The sequence below is a fragment of the Streptomyces sp. NPDC022552 genome (assembly GCF_055561875.1).
Genome location: NZ_JBVHGJ010000003.1, coordinates 670,221 through 690,129, shown reverse-complemented (window position 1 = coordinate 690,129; position 19,909 = coordinate 670,221). Strand labels below are relative to the sequence as shown.

22 protein-coding genes are annotated in these 19,909 nt (G+C 72.3%); 15 read left to right on the top strand and 7 right to left on the bottom strand.

What is annotated here, in order from left to right; translation table 11 throughout:
- The 4 genes from ACZ3OF_RS13080 to ACZ3OF_RS13065 all read right to left on the bottom strand — a co-directional run.
- On the bottom strand, positions 1-194 hold a 194-nt coding region (locus ACZ3OF_RS13080), incomplete at its 3' end, for a hypothetical protein (RefSeq protein WP_352188322.1).
- A 271-nt stretch (positions 195-465) separates the two neighbouring features.
- Positions 466-1,125, bottom strand: coding sequence for a response regulator transcription factor (locus tag ACZ3OF_RS13075; protein WP_361668732.1), 660 nt, complete (start codon positions 1,123-1,125; stop codon positions 466-468).
- A 246-nt stretch (positions 1,126-1,371) separates the two neighbouring features.
- Positions 1,372-2,658: a sensor histidine kinase gene (locus ACZ3OF_RS13070; RefSeq protein WP_361667374.1), complete on the bottom strand. Its 1,287-nt coding sequence runs from the start codon at positions 2,656-2,658 to the stop codon at positions 1,372-1,374.
- A gap of 478 nt (positions 2,659-3,136) precedes the next feature.
- On the bottom strand, positions 3,137-4,294 hold the full coding sequence (locus ACZ3OF_RS13065; RefSeq protein WP_361667377.1) for a sensor histidine kinase: 1,158 nt from the start codon (positions 4,292-4,294) through the stop codon (positions 3,137-3,139).
- A gap of 175 nt (positions 4,295-4,469) precedes the next feature.
- Between ACZ3OF_RS13065 and ACZ3OF_RS13060 the strand changes: the two genes are divergently transcribed.
- The 14 genes from ACZ3OF_RS13060 to ACZ3OF_RS12995 all read left to right on the top strand — a co-directional run bounded on the left by ACZ3OF_RS13060 (position 4,470) and on the right by ACZ3OF_RS12995 (position 17,098).
- Complete coding sequence (locus tag ACZ3OF_RS13060) at positions 4,470-4,877, top strand: NADH-quinone oxidoreductase subunit A (protein ID WP_361668734.1); 408 nt, start codon at positions 4,470-4,472, stop codon at positions 4,875-4,877.
- Complete coding sequence (locus tag ACZ3OF_RS13055) at positions 4,868-5,443, top strand: NADH-quinone oxidoreductase subunit B (RefSeq protein WP_361445198.1); 576 nt, start codon at positions 4,868-4,870, stop codon at positions 5,441-5,443. Before ACZ3OF_RS13060 ends, ACZ3OF_RS13055 begins: the two co-directional genes overlap by 10 nt.
- Positions 5,440-6,765: an NADH-quinone oxidoreductase subunit C gene (locus ACZ3OF_RS13050; RefSeq protein WP_467304431.1), complete on the top strand. Its 1,326-nt coding sequence runs from the start codon at positions 5,440-5,442 to the stop codon at positions 6,763-6,765. The genes ACZ3OF_RS13055 and ACZ3OF_RS13050 overlap by 4 nt, the downstream gene beginning before the upstream one ends.
- Positions 6,762-7,730, top strand: a complete 969-nt coding sequence (locus ACZ3OF_RS13045) for a complex I subunit 1/NuoH family protein (RefSeq protein ID WP_361445204.1) — start codon at positions 6,762-6,764, stop codon at positions 7,728-7,730. The genes ACZ3OF_RS13050 and ACZ3OF_RS13045 overlap by 4 nt, the downstream gene beginning before the upstream one ends.
- The gene (locus tag ACZ3OF_RS13040; protein WP_361607000.1) at positions 7,730-8,299 is read left to right on the top strand and encodes a NuoI/complex I 23 kDa subunit family protein; all 570 of its coding nucleotides are present in this window, start codon (positions 7,730-7,732) and stop codon (positions 8,297-8,299) included. The genes ACZ3OF_RS13045 and ACZ3OF_RS13040 overlap by 1 nt, the downstream gene beginning before the upstream one ends.
- Positions 8,296-8,859 carry an NADH-quinone oxidoreductase subunit J family protein gene (locus ACZ3OF_RS13035; RefSeq protein WP_361667383.1) on the top strand — a complete coding sequence of 188 codons (564 nt, stop codon included), beginning with the start codon at positions 8,296-8,298 and terminating at the stop codon, positions 8,857-8,859. Before ACZ3OF_RS13040 ends, ACZ3OF_RS13035 begins: the two co-directional genes overlap by 4 nt.
- Positions 8,859-9,236, top strand: a complete 378-nt coding sequence (gene nuoK / locus ACZ3OF_RS13030; RefSeq protein WP_361667385.1) for an NADH-quinone oxidoreductase subunit NuoK — start codon at positions 8,859-8,861, stop codon at positions 9,234-9,236. Before ACZ3OF_RS13035 ends, nuoK begins: the two co-directional genes overlap by 1 nt.
- Complete coding sequence (locus ACZ3OF_RS13025) at positions 9,233-11,212, top strand: NADH-quinone oxidoreductase subunit 5 family protein (RefSeq protein WP_361667388.1); 1,980 nt, start codon at positions 9,233-9,235, stop codon at positions 11,210-11,212. The genes nuoK and ACZ3OF_RS13025 overlap by 4 nt, the downstream gene beginning before the upstream one ends.
- A gap of 27 nt (positions 11,213-11,239) precedes the next feature.
- A complete protein-coding gene (locus tag ACZ3OF_RS13020) occupies positions 11,240-12,796 on the top strand; it encodes a complex I subunit 4 family protein (protein ID WP_361668736.1) in 1,557 nt (518 codons plus the stop codon).
- Positions 12,793-14,316 carry an NADH-quinone oxidoreductase subunit N gene (locus ACZ3OF_RS13015; protein WP_467304425.1) on the top strand — a complete coding sequence of 508 codons (1,524 nt, stop codon included), beginning with the start codon at positions 12,793-12,795 and terminating at the stop codon, positions 14,314-14,316. The genes ACZ3OF_RS13020 and ACZ3OF_RS13015 overlap by 4 nt, the downstream gene beginning before the upstream one ends.
- A gap of 46 nt (positions 14,317-14,362) precedes the next feature.
- Positions 14,363-14,818: a large conductance mechanosensitive channel protein MscL gene (gene mscL / locus ACZ3OF_RS13010; RefSeq protein ID WP_361667393.1), complete on the top strand. Its 456-nt coding sequence runs from the start codon at positions 14,363-14,365 to the stop codon at positions 14,816-14,818.
- Positions 14,819-14,998: 180 nt separating this feature from the next.
- Positions 14,999-15,862 (top strand): zinc metalloprotease HtpX, encoded by an 864-nt coding sequence (gene htpX / locus ACZ3OF_RS13005; RefSeq protein ID WP_361667396.1) that lies wholly within the window; start codon positions 14,999-15,001, stop codon positions 15,860-15,862.
- A complete protein-coding gene (locus tag ACZ3OF_RS13000) occupies positions 15,859-16,260 on the top strand; it encodes a YccF domain-containing protein (protein WP_361667398.1) in 402 nt (133 codons plus the stop codon). Before htpX ends, ACZ3OF_RS13000 begins: the two co-directional genes overlap by 4 nt.
- 52 nt (positions 16,261-16,312) lie before the next feature.
- Positions 16,313-17,098, top strand: a complete 786-nt coding sequence (locus tag ACZ3OF_RS12995) for a hypothetical protein (RefSeq protein WP_467304422.1) — start codon at positions 16,313-16,315, stop codon at positions 17,096-17,098.
- 31 nt (positions 17,099-17,129) lie between these two features.
- Here ACZ3OF_RS12995 and ACZ3OF_RS12990 read toward each other — a convergent pair whose 3' ends face one another.
- Positions 17,130-18,374: an APC family permease gene (locus tag ACZ3OF_RS12990; protein WP_361667403.1), complete on the bottom strand. Its 1,245-nt coding sequence runs from the start codon at positions 18,372-18,374 to the stop codon at positions 17,130-17,132.
- Between the two features lie 69 nt (positions 18,375-18,443).
- Here ACZ3OF_RS12990 and ACZ3OF_RS12985 point away from each other — a divergent pair, with 69 nt between their 5' ends.
- Positions 18,444-18,713 (top strand): GlsB/YeaQ/YmgE family stress response membrane protein, encoded by a 270-nt coding sequence (locus tag ACZ3OF_RS12985; RefSeq protein WP_361667406.1) that lies wholly within the window; start codon positions 18,444-18,446, stop codon positions 18,711-18,713.
- Here ACZ3OF_RS12985 and ACZ3OF_RS12980 read toward each other — a convergent pair.
- Both ACZ3OF_RS12980 and ACZ3OF_RS12975 read right to left on the bottom strand, forming a co-directional pair.
- The gene (locus tag ACZ3OF_RS12980; protein WP_467304419.1) at positions 18,710-19,336 is read right to left on the bottom strand and encodes an alpha-ketoglutarate-dependent dioxygenase AlkB family protein; all 627 of its coding nucleotides are present in this window, start codon (positions 19,334-19,336) and stop codon (positions 18,710-18,712) included. The genes ACZ3OF_RS12985 and ACZ3OF_RS12980 overlap by 4 nt on opposite strands.
- Positions 19,336-19,830: a methylated-DNA--[protein]-cysteine S-methyltransferase gene (locus ACZ3OF_RS12975; RefSeq protein ID WP_467304418.1), complete on the bottom strand. Its 495-nt coding sequence runs from the start codon at positions 19,828-19,830 to the stop codon at positions 19,336-19,338. The genes ACZ3OF_RS12980 and ACZ3OF_RS12975 overlap by 1 nt, the downstream gene beginning before the upstream one ends.
- Positions 19,831-19,909: the final 79 nt, after the last annotated feature.

The window sequence follows — 19,909 nt, the reverse complement described above, 5'->3', positions numbered from 1 at the left end:
AACGACGCCGTCTCCGAGGTGAACCTGTCACCCGTGAGCTGCATACCGTCACCGGAATCACCCGCGAACCGGATGATCACCCGATCGAGCCGGCGGACTTCCTTCTCGTCGCCGTGGCGGGGCGCCGTCGGGGCGGCGCTGCGCTGCTCCCCGACCAGGGCCTCGCCGGCCTCGCTACTGACCTGGCTGGTCACTGAACTGGACCTCCCTCGCGGCAAGGGTCTCTCCGCCAAAGGCGGGAGAAGGCTCGCGGGGCGGTCGGCGAACCGGCCGTCCCCGTGGCCCACCCTACGACGGTGAGGTGTCCCTCCCCGGGACTTCTCGCATCCTGGACCTCGTTTTGAGATGCCTGTTTGCCATGAATCGTCACGTTCTGTCGCCCCCCAGAGCTTTCCGGAAAGTCGCGTTCCGCTCGTTCTTCGGTCGTAGGTCCCGAACCCCGATATCTGACAGGGTGTCAGCTCGTCAGGAATTCAGATAGGTCAACACCGCGAGTACCCGACGATGATCGCCTTCACTCGGGGACAGGCCCAGCTTCAGGAAGATGTTGCTGATGTGCTTCTCCACCGCGCCGTCGCTCACGACCAGCTGCTTCGCGATCGCGGAGTTCGTCCGCCCCTCGGCCATCAGGCCCAGGACCTCGCGCTCGCGCGGGGTCAGGTTCGCCAGGACGTCCTGCTTACGGCTGCGGCCCAGCAGCTGCTGGACGACCTCCGGATCCAGCGCCGTACCGCCCCGGGCCACCCGGACGACGGCGTCCACGAACTCGCGGACCTCGGCGACCCGGTCCTTCAGGAGATAGCCCACGCCCCGGCTGGATCCGGCCAGGAGTTCTGTGGCGTACTGCTCCTCCACATACTGCGAAAGGACCAGGACCCCGACCCCGGGGTACTCCTTGCGCAGCCGCACCGCAGCCCGTACGCCCTCGTCCGTGTGGGTCGGGGGCATCCGTACGTCGGCCACGACCACATCGGGCAGCTCGCCCTCGCCGGCGAGCCCGGCGACGGTCTTGACCAGGGCCTCTCCGTCGCCCACCCCGGCGACGACCTCGTGCCCCCGGTCCGTCAGCAGCCGGGTCAGGCCCTCTCGCAGCAGCACTGAATCCTCGGCGATGACCACGCGCACCCTGTCCGCCACGTCTTCCACGACTTGCAGCCCCCATGTTCCGGTGTTCGATGCGTCCCAGCATCGCAGTAAGAGGGACGCGAAGGGGCGGAGTCGGGTTCAGGGGTGTCAGGGGCGTGTCATCTCGTGGTCATGGCGCGGTCACGGGTGGCTTGATCTCTGTGCGGGGCCGGGGGGTGCGCCCGGGGCCCGGGCGGCGCGGCGGGCCCGGGGGCCGCGGTCGACGCGGCCCGGGCTCCGGCCGGACTACGCGCGCCAGGGGAGTTCCGCCGTGATCGTCGTCGGGCCGCCCGCCGGCGAGTCCACGGCCAGGATCCCGTCGACCGCGTCCAGCCGCTCCGTGAGCCCGGCAAGGCCCCGGCCCGCGGTCGTGTCCGCGCCGCCCCGCCCGTCGTCCCGTACCTGGAGCAGCAGCCGGTCGCCCGACCGCCACACGTCGACCCATGCGCGCCGGGCCCCGGAGTGCTTGGACACGTTCTGGAGCAGCTCGGACACGGTGAAGTACGCGATGCCCTCCATCGCCGGCACGGGCCGGGCGGGGAGGTCCACCTCGACGGACACCGGCACGGTGCACCGCGCGGCGACCGCCGAGAGCGCCGCGTCCAGACCGCGGTCGGTCAGGACCGCCGGGTGGATGCCCCGCGCCAGGTCGCGCAGCTCCTGGAGCGCGGTCTTCACCTCGCCGTGCGCCTCCTCGACCATCCGCGCCGCCGCCTTCGGGTCCTCGGACAGCTTCTCCTTCGCCAGACCCAGATCCATGGCGAGGGCGACGAGCCGGGCCTGCGCGCCGTCGTGCAGATCGCGCTCGATCCGCCGCAGATCGGCGGCGGCGGTGTCCACGACCACACCCCGGTCGGTCTCCAGCTCCGTGACGCGCGTCGCCAGCCGCGAGGGGCCGAGCAGCCCGGAGACCATCAGCCGGTCCACAGCGGCGAGCGACCGGATGATCCACGGCCCGGCGAGCACGAAGAGCAGGCCGACGGCGCTGGTGACGGCGATCTCGAAGGGGGAGTCCAGATAGAAGGCGTGCGTCCGGTCGCCGTACAGCTGGATGCCGTCCTGGCCGGCGTACATCGGGAAGACCCACTGCCACAGCGGGTAGGTGAAGAGGGCCCAGCCGTACATCCAGAAGGCCACCGAGACCGTGAAGGCGAAGATCGCCCACGGCATGTGCAGGAGCGCGTAGAGGAGGTGGCGCCAGGACGCGCCGCTCTTCAGCGTCGCCCCCATCCACGACATCGCCCCGCCGGTACGGCCCCGGGCGGGCTCGGGCGGCGCGACCTCCAGGCCGAGCAGCCCGCGCGCCCGGGCCCGCTCCACGGCGCCGAAGCCGCGGCACATGGCGAGGGCGCCCGCGAGGACGGGGATGCCGAGGAAGGTGACGAGGAGCCCCGCGCCGGCCGAGACCAGGGCGATGGAGAGGGCGAAGTAGACGCAGCTCAGCGGCAGCCCGAGCACCAGATAGCCGAACTCGCGCCAGGTGCGGGCCTCGAACGGCGCGCGGATCGCGGCGGGGAGGCGGTGGGATGCCATCGCTGGTGTCCGTTTCTGCTCGGGGGAAGGGGTGGAGGAGTACGACTCAAGGTTTCCGCGCGGGCGCGCGCCGGACCATGAGGGAGGTGGGCGTGTATGGAGGGGGGATTTCCCTACCTTGGGGGGCGGCCCGAAGGCGCATAGGGCTGTGGGCGGGCCCGCGACGCACGGTCGAGGCGCTCGTCAGGTCCATGCGCCCGGCGCGTCTGTGCTCCGCCGGGTCTGCGCGCCCGGCGCGTCCGTGCGCTGCCGGTCTGCGCGCCCGCCGGCTTTTTGCGCCCGGCGGGGCAACGCGCCCGTAGGCCGATGCGGTCGTCCGGGCTACGCCCCTGCCTGGGGGCTGCGCGGTCGTGCGCCTTACGCCCCTGCCGGTGCACGCGGTCGTCGTGGCTACGGCCCCGCCGGGGCCACGCGGTCGTCCGGTCCTCCAAGCCCCTGCCGGGGCCACGCGGTCGTCCGGTCCATGTCCCCGCCGGGGCTACGCGGTTGTCGGGCGGGCGCGCCACGGCAGTTCCGCCGTGACCGTCGTCGGACCGCCCGCCGGGGATTCCAGGACGAAGAGTCCGTCGACCGCCCCCAGGCGCTCCGCGAGCCCCGCCATCCCCGTGCCGCCGTCCAGCCGGGCGCCGCCCTGCCCGTCGTCCCGTACCTGGAGCAGCAGACGGTCGTCCCGCCGCCACACCTCCACGGAGGCGGAACGTGCCCGGGCGTGCTTGGACACGTTCTGGAGCAGCTCGGACACGGTGAAGTACGCGATGCCCTCGATCGCCTCGGCCGGTCGCTCGGTCAGGTCGACCGTCACCTTCACCGGGACCGTGCAGCGCGCGGCGATCGACGAGAGCGCGGCGTCCAGGCCGCGGTCGGTCAGGACCGCCGGGTGGATGCCCCGGGCCAGATCACGGAGCTCCTGGAGCGCGAGCTTCACCTCGCCGTGGGCCTCGTCGACCATCGCGGCCGCCGCCTCCGGGTCCTCGAGGAGCTTCTCCTTCGCCAGACCGAGCCCCATCGCCAGCGCGACGAGCCGGGCCTGCGCGCCGTCGTGCAGATCGCGTTCGATCCGGCGCAGATCGGCGGCGGCGGTGTCCACGACCACGCCCCGGTCCGACTCCAGCTCCGCGATCCGCCGCTCCAGCTCGTCCGAGGGCGACAGGAGACCGCGGACCATGGCCCGGTCGGCGGTCGCGAGACCGCGTGCCACGAACGGCAGCAGGGGCCAGAGCACGATCAGCGAGACGAGCGTGACGACGAAGGTGACGATGCCCCAGGGCAGCCGGATGAAGCCGTACAGCATCGTCCGCCAGGCCACCGGGTCCTTCAGTGCCGTCCACAGCCAGGGGAAGAAGCCGTGCCGGCGGGGGAGCGGGCTGGGCTCGTCGACCCGTACGCCGAGCAGCGCCCGGGCCCTCGCCCGCTCGGTCCGCCCCAGGCCGCGCGCCCCGGCGAGACCGAGGGCGAGAAGCGGCAGGCCGATCACCGTGACGGCCAGGCCCACGCCGACGGCGGCCGCCACCACCACGTACACGAAGCCGACCAGGGCGGCGGGCAGATTGGTGAGGAGGAAGGAGATCTCCTTCCAGGTGTGCCGGCCGTAGGCGAAGCGCGCGGGCGGCAGCGGGGTCTCGGTGTCGACGCTCATGGGCCAAGCGTGCCGGTCAGGGGGCTCGGCACGCCATGGGGTACGTCGGTGAAGGAGAGTAGGGATATCCCCACTGCTCGCTCTGTGACACGACCGCTTACAGCGTCTTTAGCAGGGCCTAGACTCCCGTGCGTACAGACAAGTCGTCGAAACGGGCAGGGAGCGAGGGGTGGACGTGCCGGATCCGACCGTACGGGCGGGACACGGACTCGCGGCGGACTACTTCCAGTCGTACTCCGTCATCGGAGTGCTCGCCGTCGTCGGCGTGCTCTTCGTGGCCGTCGCGTTCGGCGCGGGCCGGCTGCTGCGGCCGGTCGTACCGACGCCGGAGAAGCTGCTGACGTACGAGTGCGGTGTCGACCCGGTGGGTGAGGGCTGGGCACACACCCAGGTCCGCTACTACGTGTACGCCTTCCTCTACGTGATCTTCGCCGTCGACTCGATCTTCCTCTTCCCGTGGGCGACCGTGTTCGCCGCGCCCGGCTACGGCGGGACGACGCTGGTCGAGATGTTCATCTTCCTCGGCTTCCTGGCCGTGGGACTGCTCTACGCGTACAAGAAGGGCGTCCTGACATGGACGTGACCCCGACCCCGCTGCCGGCTCCCAAGCTCGGCCCGCTCGCGCGGCTGGCCCCCGAGCCGATGAAGGTGGTCCTGAACTGGGGCCGCCGCTACAGCCTCTGGGTCTTCAACTTCGGCCTCGCCTGCTGCGCGATCGAGTTCATCGCCGCGTCGATGGCCCGCCACGACTTCATCCGGCTCGGCGTGATCCCCTTCGCGCCGGGCCCGCGCCAGGCCGACCTGATGATCGTCTCCGGCACGGTCACGGACAAGATGGCGCCGGCGGTGAAGCGGCTGTACGAGCAGATGCCGGAGCCCAAGTACGTCATCTCGTTCGGGGCCTGCTCGAACTGCGGCGGGCCGTACTGGGACTCGTACTCGGTGACGAAGGGCGTCGACCAGATCATCCCCGTCGACGTCTACGTGCCGGGCTGCCCGCCGCGCCCGGAGGCGCTGCTGCAGGGGATCCTCAAGCTTCAGGAGAAGATCGCCCGGGAGTCGCTGGCGGCGCGCTACTCGGGCCCGTCGGTCGGCCAGCTGACGAGCGGTCTGGTGACGCCGCCGAAGCCGGGCGGTGATGACAAGTGAACGCGAACGCGTACGACTCCCTCCCGGACGCCGTGACCGAGGTCTTCGGCGAGGAGGCGAGGGCGGAACGGGCGTACGACCTGCTGACGGTGGACGTGCCGGTCGGCTCGTGGATCGCCGCGCTGGAGATCGCGCGGGACAAGCTGGGCTGCACGTATTTCGACTGGCTGAGCGCGGTGGACGAGCCGGGCGCCGGCTTCCAGGTGTGCGCGCACGTGGTGGCGCTGGAGGGCGGCGCGGTGCGCCGGCTGCTCGTACGGACGACGGTTCCGCACGCGTCGCCGGTGCTGGCCTCGGCGATCGCGGTCTACGCGGGCGCGGAGTGGCACGAGCGCGAGACGCACGAGATGTTCGGCGTCGAGTTCACGGACCACCCGAACCTCGTGCCGCTGCTTCTGCCGGAGAACTTCGAGGGGTTCCCGCTACGGAAGGACTTCGTGCTCGCGGCGCGGGTCGTGAAGGCGTGGCCGGGGGCGAAGGAGCCGGGGGAGTCGGAGCACGGTGGCCCGAAGCGCCGCCAGATGCTGCCCCCGGGCGTACCCGACCCCAACGACTGGGGCCCCATGAAGGGCCAGCTCCCGCCCGCCCCGGCCCGCCCCGCCCGTGCCACGGCCGCGGGCGACCGGCCGCCGCGCCGTACGCGCACGACGGCGGAGGGCTCCGCGACGCAGGCGGCCGGCCCGGCGGGTGAGGTGGAGGCGCCCGCGCGCCCGCCGCGTCGCAGCCGCAGTGCGTCGGAGGGCTCGGCGAGTCAGGCGGCCGAAGGCGCGGCGGCCCAGGCTCCGGAAACCACGAGCCCCGGGCGCCCGCCGCGTCGCAGCCGCAGCGCGTCGGAGGGCTCGGCGAGCCAGACGGCCGAAGGTGCGGCGGCCCAGCCCCGCCCCCGTAGCGCGGACGCCCCCTGGCACCACGCCCGCCCGGCCTTCGACACCGAAACGCCCAAGACCCCCGCGCCCGATAGCGGACCCGCGCCAGAGAGCGGGCCTGCGCCGGAGGCCGGACCTGCGCCCGAAGCCGGACCCGCGCCAGAGAGCGGACCCGCGCCCGAGGCCGGACCCGCGCCCGAGGCCGGACCTGCGCCCGAGGCCGGACCTGCGCCCGAGGCGGGGCCCGCCCCCGAGGCCGGACCCGCGCCCGAGGCCGCGCCCGCGCCCGAGGCCGCGCCCGCCCCCGAATCCAGGCCCGCCCCCGAGGCCGCGCCCGCCCCCGAAGCCGCTCCCGCGGACGACGACACGGCGGCCGGCGACGGCAGCCGGGCCCGGCGCACCCCTGGTACCAGTGACCCCGACCCCACCACCCCCGACGGAGGCGAATCCGCGTGAACGACGCACTCGACGTCGCCCTGCGGCTGCTCGTCGTCTTCGCCGTGTTCCTCGTGCTGCCCCTCGTCATCGGGCAGACCGAGCACAAGGTCATGGCCCATATGCAGGGCCGTCTCGGGCCCATGTACGCCGGTGGGTTCCACGGGTGGGCCCAGCTCGTCGCCGACGGGGTCAAGTTCGCGCAGAAGGAGGACGTGGTCCCGGCCAACGCCGACCGCCGCGTCTTCCAGCTCGCCCCCGCCGTCGCCCTCCTCCCGTACCTCCTGGTGCTCGTCGCCATCCCCATCGGCCCCGGTGAAGGCGCCGTCGGCGAGATCGTCGACGCCGGCATCTTCTTCGTCCTCGCCGTCATGGGCGTCGGCGTCCTCGGCAGCCTCATGGCCGGCTGGGCCTCCGCGAACAAGTTCTCGCTGCTCGGTGGTCTGCGTACCGCCGCCCAGCTGCTTGCCTACGAGCTCCCGATGCTGCTCGCCGCCGCCTCCGTCGCGATGGCCGCCGGCACCGTCTCCCTCCCCGGCATCCTCGACGCCTTCGAGTGGTGGTGGCTGCCCTGGCAGATCGTCGGCGCGATCGTCTTCTTCGTCGCCGGCCTCGCCGAGCTCCAGCGCCCGCCGTTCGACATGCCGGTCGCCGACTCCGAGATCATCTTCGGCGCGTACACCGAGTACACCGGCCTCCGCTTCGCGCTCTTCCTGCTCGCCGAGTACGCCGGCATCGTCGTCCTCTGCGGTCTCACCACCGTCCTCTTCCTCGGCGGCTGGCACGGGCCCTTCGGCGCCGACGGCCTCGGCTGGGTCTGGACCCTGCTCAAGACCGCGATCCTCGCGTTCGTCGTCATCTGGCTCCGCGTGAGCTACCCCCGCCTCCGCGAGGACCAGCTCCAGAAGCTCGCCTGGACCACCCTCGTCCCGCTCGCCCTCGCGCAGATCGCGCTCACCGGCATCGTGAAGGTGGCGATCCAGTAATGACCCGCCCGTTCCCTGGATCCGGCCTGGCCAAGGGCCTCGCCGTCACCCTCCGCACGATGACGAAGCGCGCGCACACCGCGCAGTACCCGGACAAGCAGCCCGAACTCCCGCCCCGCACCCGCGGTGTCATCGGGCTCTTCGAGGAGAACTGCACCGTCTGCATGCTCTGCGCCCGCGAGTGCCCCGACTGGTGCATCTACATCGACTCCCACAAGGAGACGGTGCCGGCCGCCACCCCCGGCGGCCGCGAGCGCAGCCGTAACGTGCTCGACCGCTTCGCCATCGACTTCGCCCTCTGCATGTACTGCGGTATCTGCATCGAGGTCTGCCCCTTCGACGCGCTCTTCTGGTCGCCCGAGTTCGAGTACGCCGAGACGGACATCCACGAACTCACCCATGAGCGCGACAAGCTCCGCGAGTGGATGTGGACGGTTCCCGAACCGCCCGCGCTCGACCCGGGCGCCGAGGAGCCGAAGGAGATCGGGGCGGCCCGCAAGGCCGTCGAGAAGGCCGCCGCCGCGGCAGCGGCCGCCCAGGCCGCCCAGGCCGAGGGGGACCAGCAGTGACCTTCGCCGCCACCGGTCTCGCCGCCACCCCCGGCTTCCTCTCGCCCTCCGGCGTCGAGATCGCCTTCCTCCTCGTCGGTCTCGTGACACTCGGCGCGGCCGTCGTCACCGTCACCACCCGCCAGCTCGTGCACGCCGCGCTCTGGCTGGTCGTGGCGCTCGGCGGACTCGCCGTCGAGTACCTCCTGCTCACCGCGGAGTTCATCGCCTGGGTCCAGGTGCTGATCTACGTCGGCTCCGTCGTCGTCCTCCTTCTCTTCGGGCTCATGCTCACCAAGGCCCCCATCGGCCGCTCCCCGGACGCCGACTCGGGCAACCGCCCGGTCGCCCTCGCGGTCGCGCTCGCCGCGGCCGCGGCGCTCGTCTGGGTGGTCGTCGACGCCTTCCGTACGACCTGGATCGAACTCGACGGACCGGCCCAGGGCTCCACCAAGGTGTCCGGCGAAATCCTCTTCCGGCACTGGGTGCTGCCCTTCGAGGCGCTCTCCGTCCTGCTGCTCGCCGCGCTGGTCGGCGCGATCGTCCTGTCCCGCAAGCACGCCAAGGAGGCCCGGGACTGATGCATCTCGCCTACCCCGCCGTCCTCGCCGCCCTGCTCTTCTGCGTCGGCCTGTACGGCGTCCTCGCCCGCCGCAACGCGATCCTGGTCCTGATGTCCGTCGAGCTGATGCTCAACGCCGTCAACCTCAACCTGGTCGCCTTCGACGTCTGGCTCCGCGACGCCCTGCACGCCGGCCAGGCGCTGACCCTCTTCACCATCGCCATCGCCGCCGCCGAGATCGGCATCGGTCTCGCGATCGTCCTGATGGTCTACCGCAACCGCGGCACCTCGGACGTCGACCGCCTGCGCGACAACGCCGAGCCCCACGGGGCCGGGACCGACGACGCCGAGCCCCGGACCGCCGGGACCGACGAGAAGGCCGAGGCCACCGCGTGACCACCACGACCCTCGCCGTCCTCGTCCCCCTCCTTCCCTTCCTCGGCGCCGTCGCCGGCCTGCTCCTCGGCCGCACCGCGCCCGGCTTCGTCCGCCCTCTCGCCGTGCTGCCGGCGCTCGCCGCGGCCGTCCTGGCCGTCGTGGTCGCCGTCCGGCAGGGCGGCGGGAAGACGATCGAGGCCGCCACCCAGCTCACCCCCACCGGCTCGGTCCCCGTCGACCTGGCCCTGTACATCGACGGCTTCGCCGCCCTCGCCGCCGTCCTCGTCGGCGTGGTCGCCACCTGCGTGCAGATCTACTCGACCGGCTATCTGCGCGACGACCCGCGCTACCCCTCGTACGCCGCGCTCGTCTCCCTCTTCACCGCCGCGATGCTGCTCGTCGTCTACTCCGGCGACCTGATGGTGCTCCTGGTCGGCTGGGAGATCATGGGCATCTGCTCGTACTTCCTCGTCGGGCACTACTGGGAGACCCCCGAGGCGCGGTCCGCCTCCCTCAAGGCCTTCCTGGTCACCAAGCTCGGCGACGTCCCCTTCCTGATCGGCCTCTTCGCGCTCGCCACGGACGCGGGCACGTTCCGGATCGACGGGATCCTCGGCGCCGTCGCGGCCGGTGAACTCGACCACCCCACCCTCGTCGCGCTGCTGCTCCTGGCCGGCGTGGCGGGCAAGTCCGCGCAGTTCCCGCTGCACACCTGGCTCCCCGACGCGATGGCCGGTCCCACCCCCGTCTCCGCGCTGATCCACGCGGCGACGATGGTCGCCGCCGGTATCTACTTCGTGGCCCGCCTGCTGCCCGTCTTCGCCGCGTCCGCGGCCGCGCTGACGGTGCTCGCCGTGATGGCCGCCGTCACGATGGTCGGCTCGGGGCTCGCCGCGCTCGCCCAGGACGACATCAAGCGCGTACTCGCCTACTCGACGATCGGTCAGCTCGGCTACATGGCCGGCGCCCTGGCCGTCGCCGACCGCGGGGCCGCCGTCTTCCACCTCATCTCCCACGGTGCGTTCAAGGCCCTCCTGTTCCTCGCCGCCGGCGCGATCATCCACGCCGCCGGTACGAACTCGCTCTCGGCCATGTCCCGGATGAGCGGCCTGACGAAGCGGGTCCCCGACGCGTACTGGACGATGACCGTCGCCCTCCTCGCGCTCGCCGCCCTGCCGCCGTTCGCCGGCTTCTTCTCCAAGGAAGCCGTCCTCGTGGCCGCCGAGCACACCGCCCTCGGCGACCGGACCGTCGCCCCCGCCGGGGCCGGCTGGACCGTCCTCGTCGCGGGCCTGCTGGCCGCCCTCCTCACCGCGGCCTACGCGACCCGGCTCTGGCTGCTGACCTTCCGGGGCAGGGGCGCACAAGCCCCCGACCACGGCCGTCAGCCGATCGCCATGACCGCCGTCCTCTGGGTGCTCGCCGTCCCCTCCCTCGGCTTCGGTCTGAGCGTCACGTACCTCGACGACTGGTTCGACGGGAACGCCCTCACCCCGACCGTCACCACCGCCGTCCTCGGCACCGGCATCGCCGTGATCGGCGCGGCCGTCACCTACGCCGTCTGGCGCACCCTCGCCTCGAAGGCCCCCGCCGGGGAGGCAGCCGTCGCCGCGCACGTCGCCCACCCCGACGCCGAGGCCGGCCAGGTCGAGGCGGAGGCCCTGCACCTGCCGCACCCCGCCGAGGACCCGACCGACCCCGGGCGTGCCCTGCTCGGCCCCCTGCACCGTCACGCGGCCACCGGCTTCCACGTGGACGCCCTCTACGCCGCCGTGTTCGTCCGCCCCGTCCTGGCCGCCGCCTCCCTGGTCCGCTTCCTGGACCGCGAGGTCGTCGACACGTACGTACGCGGTGCGGGCACCGGCACCCAGTGGCTCGGCTGGCTCGTCCGCCGCGCCCAGACCGGCAACGTGCAGACCTATCTGAGCGCCCTGCTCGCCGGCTCCGTCGTCCTGGCGATCGCCGCCGTACTCGTCGCCGTCGCGGGAGCGTGAGACGTGATCGATATCAGCGAATCCGTGATGCAGTTCCTTCTCGCGTCGATCGTCGCCGGCCCGCTCGTCGGCGCCGTCGCCGCTCTCCTCCCCGCCCCGCCCGGGTTGAAGGGGAAGTCCCCGGACCAGGCCGTGCTGCGCCACGGCGTGATCGTCACCGGCGTCGTCCTCGCCGCCGCCATCGTCCTCACGCTGGGCTTCGACCACGACAACCCGTCGAGGATCCAGGCGAGCACGGACATCACGTGGATCCCCGCGCTCGACGTGCGCATCCACCTCGGTGTCGACGGCATTTCCCTCCCCCTCCTGGTCATGACCGCGCTCCTGACCTTTCTCTGCGCGCTCTACAGCTACTTCAAGATGCCCACCGGCGGCCCTTCCCCCAAGGGCTTCGTGGCACTGCTCCTCGTCCTCGAGTCCGGCACCCTCGCGACCTTCGCCGTCCTCGACCTGATCCTGTTCTTCCTGGCCTTCGAGATGGTCCTCATCCCGATGTACTTCCTCATCGCCCGCTGGGGCGGTGCCGGAAGGCAGGCCGCCGCCTGGAAGTTCATCCTCTACACGCTGCTCGGCTCCGTCGTCATGCTGCTCGGCCTGCTCCTCGTGGGACTGAAGGCGGGCACGTTCGACATGGTGGCACTCGCCTCTGACAACGGCCGTGGACTGACCACATCCGTGCAGGTCATCGCCGTTCTCGCGATCGGGATCGGGCTCGCGGTGAAAACCCCGATGTGGCCGCTGCACAGCTGGCTCCCGGACGCCCACACCGCCGCCCCCACGGTCGGCTCGGTCCTCCTCGCCGGCGTCCTGCTGAAGATGGGTACGTACGGGTTCGTCCGGATCCTCCTGCCGATCACCCCCGACGGCATGCGGACCTTCGCCCCCTACCTCGCCGCCTTCGCCGTCGTCGGCATCATCTACGGATCGCTCGCCTGCCTCGCCCTGACGCGCCCCGGCACCAACGGCGACCTCAAGCGCCTGATCGCGTACTCCTCCGTCGGCCACATGGGCTTCGTGCTCCTGGGCATCGCGACCATGACCCCCACCGGCGTCAACGGCGCCCTCTTCGCCAACATCGCCCACGGCCTCATCACCGGCCTGCTGTTCTTCCTCGTCGGCGCGCTGAAGGACCGGTACGGCACCGCAGACCTCGACACCCTCGCCGGCGCCACCGGCGCCGCCCTCTACGGCCGCGCCCCGCGCCTCGGCGGACTGCTCGCCTTCGCCGCCGTCGCCTCCCTGGGGCTGCCCGGCCTGGCCGGCTTCTGGGGCGAGATGCTGGCCCTGTTCGCCGCCTTCGAGCCGGCCGAGGGCCTCAGCCGCCCCGCCTTCCTCACCTTCATGGCGATCGGCGCCTTCGGCACCCTCCTCACGGCCGCGTACCTCCTCGTCGTCGTCCGCCGGGTCTGCATGGGCGGCCCCCGCCCGAGCGGGGAGGGCACGATCGCCGACGTCCAGGGCTACGAGTTCGCCGCGTGGACCCCGCTCGTCGCCCTCACCGTCCTCGCCGGACTGTGGCCCGCGGTTCTCCTCGGCCTCACCGACCCGGCCGTGCAGCAGCTCCTCGCGGGAGGAAACTCGTGACCCCCACGACCCTCGTCCAGTCCGTCGACTGGCTCGCGATCGCGCCGCCCACCCTCACCGCCGTGGTCGCCCTGGCCGTGCTCGTCGCGGACCTCTTCGTGCCCGAACGGCACAAGCAGCTCCTCGGCTGGACCGCGATCGGCGGACTCGTCGCCTCCCTGGCGCTGCTGATCCCGCTGCGCGGCGGCGACCGCTCGACCTTCTGCCTCACCACCGAACCGGCCGCGACCGCCGCGTGCAGCTACACCGCCGACCGCTTCACCCTGGTCATCCAGGTCCTGGTGTTCGGCGGCGCGCTCCTCACCGCCCTGCTCTCCCTCGCCGACACGCGCGACAAGCTCCCGCCGGGGGAGTACTGGTTCCTGCTGCTCTCCTCCGCCGCCGGCGCGGCCCTGCTGCCCGCCTCCCGCGACCTGGCGACCCTCGTCGTCGCCCTCGAAGTGGCCTCGCTGCCCGCCTTCGCGCTCGTCGGCCTGCGCCGCGGCGACCGGCGGTCCAGCGAGGCGGCGCTGAAGTTCTTCCTCTCCTCGGTCACCGCGACCGCCGTCACCCTGCTGGGCGTCAGCTTCGTGTACGGGGCGACCGGCACGCTCCATCTCACCGAGGTCGCCCAGCGCCTCGACGACGTCCCCGGTCAGTTGCAGACCCTCGCCCAGGCGGGCGTCGCCCTCACTCTGGTCGGCTTCGCCTTCAAGACGGCTGCCGTCCCCTTCCACTTCTGGGTCCCCGACACGTACGTCGGCGCCCCGCTGCCCGTCGCCGGCTACCTCTCGGTCGTCGGCAAGGCCGTCGGCTTCACCGGCCTCATCCTGGTCACGGTCGTCGCCTTCCCCTCGTACGCGGACGTCTGGGGCCCGGCGCTGGCGGTGCTCGCCGCGCTGACCATGACCATCGGCAACGTGGGCGCCATGCGGCAGGTCTCCACGCGCGCGTGGAGCGCGGTCCGGCTGCTCGCCTGGTCCTCCGTCGCCCAGGCCGGCTACCTCCTGGTCCCGATCGCCGCCGCCGCGTACTCCAGCGACGACCAGATCGGCGCCACCGTCGCGTACGCCCTGATGTACGCCGTCGTGAACCTCGGCGCCTTCGCGGTCGCCGCCCTGGTCGCGCGTACGCGCCCGGAGAACCGGATCGCCGACTACCGAGGCCTGTACGCGGCCAGTCCGCTCCTCGCGCTCACCATGGGCTTCTTCCTGCTCAACCTGGCCGGACTGCCCCCGGGCATCATCGGGCTCTTCGCCAAGGTCACCGTCTTCTCGGCGGCGGTCGACGCCGGCCTCGGCTGGCTGGCCGTGGTCATGGGCGTCAACGTCGTGATCGGCCTCTACTACTACCTGCGGTGGACCGCGCTGCTCTTCCGCGAGCCGGTGGGAGAATCCGTGGGCGAGCCCGTGGGGGAGCGTGCCCACGCGCGCGTGCCCGCCCCGATCACCCTGGCGATCGCGCTGGCCGCCGTCGTGGGCGTCGTCCTGTCGGGCTACCCGCAGTTCGCCCTGCGCTTCGCCGCCACCACGCTCTTCTGACCCCCCACCCCACCCCCACAGAGAAACGCACCAAGGAGCTTCACCCGTGCTGACCGGTTTCAAGGACTTCATACTGCGCGGCAACGTCGTCTCGATGGCCATCGGTCTGGCCGTCGGCTCGGCGTTCACGGCCGTCGTGACCGGCTTCAGCAAGGCGTTCATCACCCCGCTCATCGGTCTCGCCACCGGCTCGGTCGGCGACTTCAGCGAGGCCAGGTTCACCGTCGGCAAGACGATCTTCCCGTACGGCCTGGCCATCGCCGCCGCCATAGCCTTCGTGATCACCGCCGCGGTGCTCTACTTCTTCATCGTCGTCCCCATGACGAAGGTCCAGGAGAGGTTCGCCAAGGAGGAGGCCGACGCGAAGTCCGAGAAGCGCGACTGCCCCCGCTGCTACTCCGAGATCCCGGCCATCGCCACCCGCTGCGCCCACTGCACCAGCGAGGTCGAGCCCGTCGGCGACGCCATGGCGGAGGCCGGCCTCCTCCCCATGCCGCGCTGATCACCCGTACGGATCGCCGAGGGATCACCGTACGGATCACCCGGACGGCCCAGCCCGCCCCCTGTGGGGACAGGGGAACCCGCGCCTCCCGCCTGGCGTTGACCAGTACGGGAGGGTCCACTGGAAATGGACCACCACCGAGCAAAGGGTTCCCCTGCCGCACCACTTGGAGGGCGTACCGTGCACCGCCGGCACAACGGGCTGAGGACCGCCGTACTCCTCGGAGGGCTCTCGGCCCTCATCATCGTCATCGGCAGCTTCTTCGGACGTACAGGTCTGATCGTCGCGGTCGTCGTGGCGCTCGGCACCAACGCGTACGCCTACTGGAACAGCGACAAGCTGGCCCTGCGGGCCATGCGCGCCCGCCCGGTGAGCGAGTTCGAGGCCCCCGAGCTCTACCGGATGGTGCGCGAGCTCTCCACCCAGGCGCGCCAGCCGATGCCCCGGCTCTACATCTCGCCCACCCAGGCGCCCAACGCGTTCGCCACCGGCCGGAACCCGCGGAACGCGGCCGTCTGCTGCACCGAGGGCATCCTCGCGATCCTCGACGAGCGCGAGCTGCGCGGAGTCATCGGCCACGAGTTGAGCCATGTCTACAACCGGGACATCCTGATCTCCTCGGTCGCCGGTGCGCTGGCCTCCGTGATCATGTTCCTGGTCAACTTCGCCTGGCTGATCCCGGTCGGCCGCTCCAGCGACGACGACGGACCCGGCCTGCTCGGCATGCTCCTGGTCATGATCCTGGGCCCGGTCGCAGCCTCCCTCATCCAGCTCTCCATCAGCCGCTCCCGGGAGTACCAGGCGGACGCCTCGGGCGCCCAGCTCACGGGCGACCCGCTGGCACTGGCCAGTGCGCTGCGCAAGCTCGACGCCGGCACGAAGCAGCTGCCGCTGCCGCCCGAGCCGCGGATCGAGACCGCCAGCCACATGATGATTGCGAACCCCTTCGGAGGGGGCAAAGGCGTTTCGAAAATGTTCTCGACGCATCCGCCGATGGCGGAGCGCATCGCCCGACTCGAACAGATGGCAGGTCGCCGCCCGTGAACACAATCCTGAACGTCATCTGGCTGATCCTGTGCGGCTTCTGGATGTTCCTCGGCTACATGGTGGCCGGCGTCCTGCTGTGCATCACGATCATCGGTATCCCCTTCGGACTCGCCGCGTTCCGGATCGGGATCTACGCCCTCTGGCCCTTCGGCTACACGGTCGTGGACCGCCACGACGCGGGTGCCCCGTCCTGCGTGGGCAACGTGCTGTGGCTGATCCTCGCGGGCTGGTGGCTCGCGCTGGGGCACATCGCCACGGGCATCGTCCTGTGCATCACGATCATCGGCATCCCGCTGGGCATCGCGAACTTCAAGCTGATCCCGGTATCGCTGCTGCCGCTGGGCAAGGAGATCGTCCGTACGGAGCAGGCGTACGGCGGCTACACGGTCCGCTAGGCCGCCCCTCCCGGCGTGGCCTCCGCCGCCCGTGCCCGTCATGATCATGCGCATGGGTTCGATACACAGACTCGAAGGCCGCCGGGTGTCCCTCACCCTCGGCACCGGCGCACTCACCCTCTCGCGCACCGGCGCGCGGACCGAGGGGCTGACCGTCATCCCCCTCGCGGCCGTCGCGGAGGCCCGCGTCGCCGAAGCCCGCGTCGGCGGAGCTCCCGGGCGGTCCGGCCTGGAGATCGTGCTCACCGACGGTGAGGTCCATCGGGTCGACGAGGTCGCCGAGGCCGCGTCCGCCTCCTTCGCCGCCACGCTCAACGACGCGCTGCCCGAGCGGCGCGACCCGGTCGGCAGCGCGCTCGTCACCCGTCCCACCGCCCACGGCACGCGCTGGTACCGGATCGCGGTCGTCGCGGTCATCGCCATCGCCTACGCCGGCTACGGCATCTGGGCCGACGACTCCCCCGGTACGCGCGACCTCGGCGTGACCACCGGGCTCCTCCCGCTCTTCGTCGGGCTGTCCGTGTTCCTCCTCGCCGTCGAGGAGGTGCTCCGCCGGACCCGTCTCGCCCGGCACGGCGTGACCACGGACGCCGAGCCGGTCGGGACCGGCGACGCGCGTCCCCGGTACTACTTCAACGACTCCGCCGGCATCCCGCGCCCGTACGCCGGCGGTTCCGGTGCGTCCACCGTCACCGTCGTCTACGACCCGCGCCGGCCCGGCAGGGTCGCCCACGAGGCCCGGCCCGCCACGGTGATCCGCAAGGTGGCGCTGCTCCTGACCGGCGGGGGCCTCCTGCTCTGGCTCGGGGTGTGGCTGGCCTTCGGCCGGCTCTGGTGACCTCCGGCGTCCCACGGGGGGATCGCGCCCCTCACGTGCCGGTGTGCCGCCCCCGGCTGACCGCGTACGCGACCGTGCCCACCGCGAGGACCCCGACGCCGGCCAGGACGGACCCGGGGGGCAGCGCGAACGCCAGCGCACCGCAGCCGGCCAGGCCGGTCGCCGCGAGCACCCGGTTCGCGCGTCCCTGCGAGGGTCCCAGCGTCCACGCCGAGGCGTTGGCGATGCCGTAGTAGGCGAGTACGCCGAAGGACGAGAAGCCGATCGCGCCCCGCACGTCCGCCGTGGCCGCCACCACGGCCACCACCGCGCCCACCGCGAGCTCCGCCCGGTGCGGCACCCGGAAGCGCGGGTGCACGGCGGCCAGCCCGGACGGCAGATGGCCGTCCCGGGCCATCGCCAGGGTCGTACGGGAGACCCCGAGGATCAGCGAGAGCAGCGAGCCGAGGGCCGCGACGGCCGCGCCGACCGTGACGACGGGCACCAGCCATCCGGCGCCGGCCGCCCGGGCCGTGTCCACCAGCGGGGCGGGGGAGGCCGCGAGGGCCTGCGGCCCGAGGACGGCCAGGACGCTCACCGCCACCGCCGCGTAGACGGCCAGCGCGATCCCGAGGGCGAGCGGCACGGCCCGGGGGATGGTCCGGGCCGGATCGCGTACCTCCTCGCCGAGCGTGGCGATCCGCGCGTACCCCGCGAAGGCGAAGAACAGCAGCCCCGCCGCCTGGAGCACCCCGCTCGCCGTCACCTCCGCGTCGAGCGCGAGCCGTCCGAAGTCGACGGCGTCCGCGCTCAGCGAGGCGACGACGACGGCCGCCAGAACGGCCAGGACCAGCGCCACGACCACCCGGGTCAGCAGGGCGGACTTCTGCACACCGCCGTAGTTCACGGCCGTCAGCGCCACCACGGCGGCGACCGCCACCGCGTGCGCGTGCTCCGGCCACACGTACGCCCCGACCGTCAGCGCCATCGCCGCGCACGAGGCCGTCTTGCCGACGACGAACGCCCAGCCCGCCATGTACCCCCAGAACGGCCCGAGACGTTCGCGACCGTACACATAGGTGCCACCGGACGCGGGGTACAGCGCGGCGAGCCGGGCCGAGGCCATGGCGTTGCAGTACGCGACGATCGCCGCGATCCCGAGCGCGGGGAGCAGCCCGGCTCCGGCCGCCTCGGCCGCCGGGCCGAGCGCGACGAAGATCCCGGCGCCGACCATCGAGCCGAGCCCGATGACGACGGCGTCGAACACCCCGAGGGAGCGGCGCAGGCCCTGTGTCATGCACGGCACACTACGGGGCCCCGCGACCGCGACCGCAACCGCACCCGGCGCCCAGGCGTCCTCCCAGGCATGAACGTCATCAGCTGGATCGTCCTGGGCCTCATCGCGGGCGTCATAGCCAAGGTCCTGCTCCCGGGCCGCGACCCGGGCGGGCTCATCGGCACGACCGTCATCGGCATCGCCGGCGCCTTCGTCGGCGGCTGGCTCTCGTCCACGTTCCTGGACCGCCCGATCACCACCGGCTTCTACGACACGGCCACCTGGCTCTCGGCCGTCGGCGGCGCGCTGGTGCTGCTGATCGCGTACCGGATCCTCTTCGGCCACTCGCGCTCGCGCTAGAGCCCCGTCTCGCGCAGGGTGATGTTCAGGCGGCCCGTCAGTCCGAGCTCCGGATCGGCGGTGTCCGGAAGCACCTTGGGCACGCCGTGGTACGCGAAGCGCGAGGGCCCGCCGAAGACGAAGAGGTCACCGGACGCCAACTCCACGTCCGTGTAAGGCTTCCCCCGGGTTTCGGTGTTCCCGAACCGGAACACGCAACGGTCGCCGAGGCTCAGCGACACCACCGGCGCCCCGGACCGCTCCTCCTTGTCCTGGTGCAGCCCCATCTTCGCGCCGGCGCCCGCGTCGTAGAAGTTCACCAGGGCGGTGTCCGGCGCGAAGCCGCCGTCGTCCCCATAGGCCTCGGCCACGGCGTCACGTCCCAACTTGCCCAACCATCCGGGCAGTTCGACCTCGACCGTGTCGAGATACCGGTACGGAACCCAGCGTCGGCCGAGGCAGAGCGACCGCACCGACATCACCCCGCCGCCCGGCAACACGGTGTGCCGGTACGGGACGGGCCCGCGCCCCCACTCCCGGCAGGCGACCACCAACTCCCGCTGCCGACCGGGGGAGAGCCACCCGGGGACATGCACGGCGCCGGGGGCGATCTCCGCCCGCTCACGCGGAAACAGCGCGTCCATCACACGGCCCGCTCCAGGCCGAGCAGCCGCTCCTTGCGCTCCAGGCCGGCCGCGTACCCGCGCAGACTGCCGTCCGCGCCGATGACGCGGTGACAGGGCCGCACCACGAGCAGCGGGTTGCGTCCGATCGCGGTGCCGACGGCCCGCACCCCGGCCCCGGAGGACCCGACCGTCCGGGCGATGTCCCCGTACGAGAGGGTGGCGCCGTAGGGGATCTCCTCCAGGGCGCGCCAGACGCGCCGCTGGAAGTCCGTACCGCTCTGGGCGAACGGGATCTCGAACCGCTCCCGGCGCCCCGCGAAGTACTCGTCGAGCTGCCCGGCGATCTCCTCGAAGGCCTCGGGCGCGTGCCGCCAGCCGTCCTCGACGGCGGCACCGCCCTTCTGCCCGGGCAGCGACAGCGAGACCAGCTCGGTCCGTCCACCGTGACCGGCGCCCCGCCCGACGAGCAGCATCGGGCCCAGGGGCCCCTCGACGTATGCGTAGACCGTCATGACGGTTCCTTTCCTCGCGCTCACCTGTCGTCCAGTGTGCGAGGCCCGCCCGCCCGGAGCTGGCGGTTTTCGGACGCGC

Coding starts and splice junctions, on each gene's coding strand:
- ACZ3OF_RS12990 (WP_361667403.1), bottom strand. CDS start 18,374: ATGACACAGGGCCTGCGCCGCTCCCTCGGGGTGTTCGACGCCGTCGTC.
- nuoK (WP_361667385.1), top strand. CDS start 8,859: ATGCATCTCGCCTACCCCGCCGTCCTCGCCGCCCTGCTCTTCTGCGTC.
- ACZ3OF_RS13070 (WP_361667374.1), bottom strand. CDS start 2,658: ATGGCATCCCACCGCCTCCCCGCCGCGATCCGCGCGCCGTTCGAGGCC.
- ACZ3OF_RS13040 (WP_361607000.1), top strand. CDS start 7,730: ATGACCCGCCCGTTCCCTGGATCCGGCCTGGCCAAGGGCCTCGCCGTC.
- ACZ3OF_RS12985 (WP_361667406.1), top strand. CDS start 18,444: ATGAACGTCATCAGCTGGATCGTCCTGGGCCTCATCGCGGGCGTCATA.
- ACZ3OF_RS13065 (WP_361667377.1), bottom strand. CDS start 4,294: ATGAGCGTCGACACCGAGACCCCGCTGCCGCCCGCGCGCTTCGCCTAC.
- ACZ3OF_RS13020 (WP_361668736.1), top strand. CDS start 11,240: ATGCAGTTCCTTCTCGCGTCGATCGTCGCCGGCCCGCTCGTCGGCGCC.
- ACZ3OF_RS13055 (WP_361445198.1), top strand. CDS start 4,868: ATGGACGTGACCCCGACCCCGCTGCCGGCTCCCAAGCTCGGCCCGCTC.
- ACZ3OF_RS12980 (WP_467304419.1), bottom strand. CDS start 19,336: ATGGACGCGCTGTTTCCGCGTGAGCGGGCGGAGATCGCCCCCGGCGCC.
- ACZ3OF_RS12995 (WP_467304422.1), top strand. CDS start 16,313: ATGGGTTCGATACACAGACTCGAAGGCCGCCGGGTGTCCCTCACCCTC.
- ACZ3OF_RS12975 (WP_467304418.1), bottom strand. CDS start 19,830: ATGACGGTCTACGCATACGTCGAGGGGCCCCTGGGCCCGATGCTGCTC.